The sequence below is a fragment of the Leisingera sp. F5 genome (assembly GCF_001593695.1).
Window position 1 is genome coordinate 1 of sequence record NZ_LUKH01000522.1, and the last position, 2,214, is coordinate 2,214.

Sequence of the window (2,214 nt, forward strand, 5' to 3'; positions counted from 1 at the left end):
CGAGCGCCGTTTTGAACAGCGCATTGCTGAACACGGGCTGACCCGCGTCACCTGGTGCGTGCTGCTGGCCGCGGGTGAAGAGGGTCTCAGCACTCCGTCGGAGATTGCGGATTTCATCGGCATCGACAGAACCGCCACCTCGCGCGCCCTGCGGCAGATGGAGGCGCGCGGCCTGATCACTCGCAGCAGCGGCACCGGCGACGGCCGCTCGATCCGGGTGGGGCTGACTATGCCGGGGCAGGCGGCGCTGCAGGCGGTCTTGCCGGTTGCGCAGGAAAACGCCGCCCATTTCGAGGCCAAGCTTACCGCGCAGGAACTGGCAGAGCTGCGTCAGACCGCGGCCAAACTGCTGCAGGACGAGCCGCGCATCGTCGCCAAGCTGTAACTCCTCAGGGGCAAACCATGGGCAAACTGTTTTCATACCGCAACCGGCCTGTGCATCTGGGCGCCTATCCGATGGAGACGCTGGCGCGCCAGGCGGCACCTGCGGACCTGGACAGGCTGCCGCCGTTGTCCCGGACGTCTTTCCGCCGCCCTGAAGCCCCCTTGTCGATCGTCAATGCGATGCGCGACTATCAGGCGATGCTGGACGCTACTCGTGAAGGGCTGGTGAAAAAGGAACGCGCGAACATCCCCGCAAACCCGCAGGAGCGCACGGATCACCTGAAGGCATTCGGCTATTTCTGCGATGCCTCGCTCGCGGGCGCCTGCACAGTACCATCCGGCGCCTGGCTGGACACACCGTTAACGAACCCGGACGTGGCGGCGCTGGCCGTGGATCTGCGCACCAAACAAACCAAGACCTTTGCCTCCGGCATCGACGTGGTGATGGCCGGTTTGCGAGAGTCGATGCAGGCTCCGCCCGCAGCCTGCAACCACCACACTCATGCGCTGGTCTATGTCTATGAATTCCCCCGCGATCCGGAAACGGGTGAGGAGGGCACGGACTGGCTCGCGGGTGCGCAGGAACAACGCGCCTGCCTGCGGGCGGCAGAAACCGTGGTGACCCTGGCCAATTACATCCGCCTGTTGGGGTGGGAGGCGCGCGCCCACACCGGTGCCTCCAGTGATGTGCATCTGGGCAAGCTGGCGGTGCAGGCAGGTCTTGCCACCTGTGAAAACGGAGTTCTGACCAACCCATTCCTCGGCAGCCGCTTTGGCATTGCTGCCGTAACCACTACGTTGGAGCTGGCCTCCGATCAACCGCTGTCGCCGGGCCAGGCGCCGGGCTTCAATTACCGGATGGGCCTTGGCGCCCACGCCAAAAGCGCCAACACCCGCGACCCTTACGCCAAGCGCCGCTTCATGGATGGTGCACACCCGTTCGAGACCCTGAAACGGGTTGAAGACCCAACAACCTATATCGACGAAGTGAACGTCGCCCGGGTGCCGAAACGCGCGGACATGTTTGCGCGCTCCTTGTTCGGTGACCTCGGCAAAGGCCCGCAGGAGGCGGCGAAGAACGGCAACTACGTCCGAAAGTCCTCCTCGGCCTTTGCCTTCCGCTCCTCGCTCGCAGCATTTGTGCTGCTGCAGGACGGCGAAGCCGCGTCGCAGGTGGACCCCAGCGCTGCAGACGCCGCCCGCAATGCCGCGAATATCAAGGCCGCCGCCTATTTCCTCGGCTGCGACGCGGTGGGCATCTCGCGCTGCCCGGACTGGGCCTATTACTCCCACGACGCGGCGGGAGAGCCACAGGCCCGCTATCACGAAAACGCCATCAGCATCATCATCGACCAGGGTCACGAAACCATGGAGGGGGCCTCCGGCGACGACTGGATCGCCTGCGCCCAGTCGATGCGTGCCTATCTGCGGTTCTCGCTCTTGGGCGGGGTGATCGCGCAGCAGATCCGCAACCTCGGCTACACCGCCCGGGTGCATTCGGTAATGGACGGCGAAGTGCTGCAGCCGCCCTTGCTGCTGCTTTCAGGTCTTGGCGAAGTGTCCCGCATCGGCGAGGTGATCCTGAACCCCTTCCTTGGTCCGCGGCTGAAATCCGGCGCCGTTACCACCAACCTGCCGATGACCCATGACAGGCCGATCGATTTCGGCCTGCAGCGGTTTTGCGAGGCCTGCAATAAATGCGCCCGCGAATGCCCCTCCGGCGCCATCACCGCCGGGCCGAAGCTGATGTTCAACGGCTACGAGATCTGGAAATCCGACAGCCAGAAATGCACCACCTACCGCGTCACCGTCCCCGGCGGCGCCATGTGC

At 64.8% G+C, this 2,214-nt stretch carries 2 protein-coding genes; both read left to right on the forward strand.

Features of this window, described 5'->3' with window-relative positions:
- Positions 1-385, forward strand: a 385-nt coding sequence (locus A2I95_RS32740; protein WP_291736548.1) for a MarR family winged helix-turn-helix transcriptional regulator, incomplete at its 5' end; no start/stop codon positions are given.
- A 17-nt stretch (positions 386-402) separates the two neighbouring features.
- The coding region (locus A2I95_RS32745; RefSeq protein ID WP_291736550.1) for a reductive dehalogenase domain-containing protein at positions 403-2,214 on the forward strand (1,812 nt) is incomplete at its 3' end.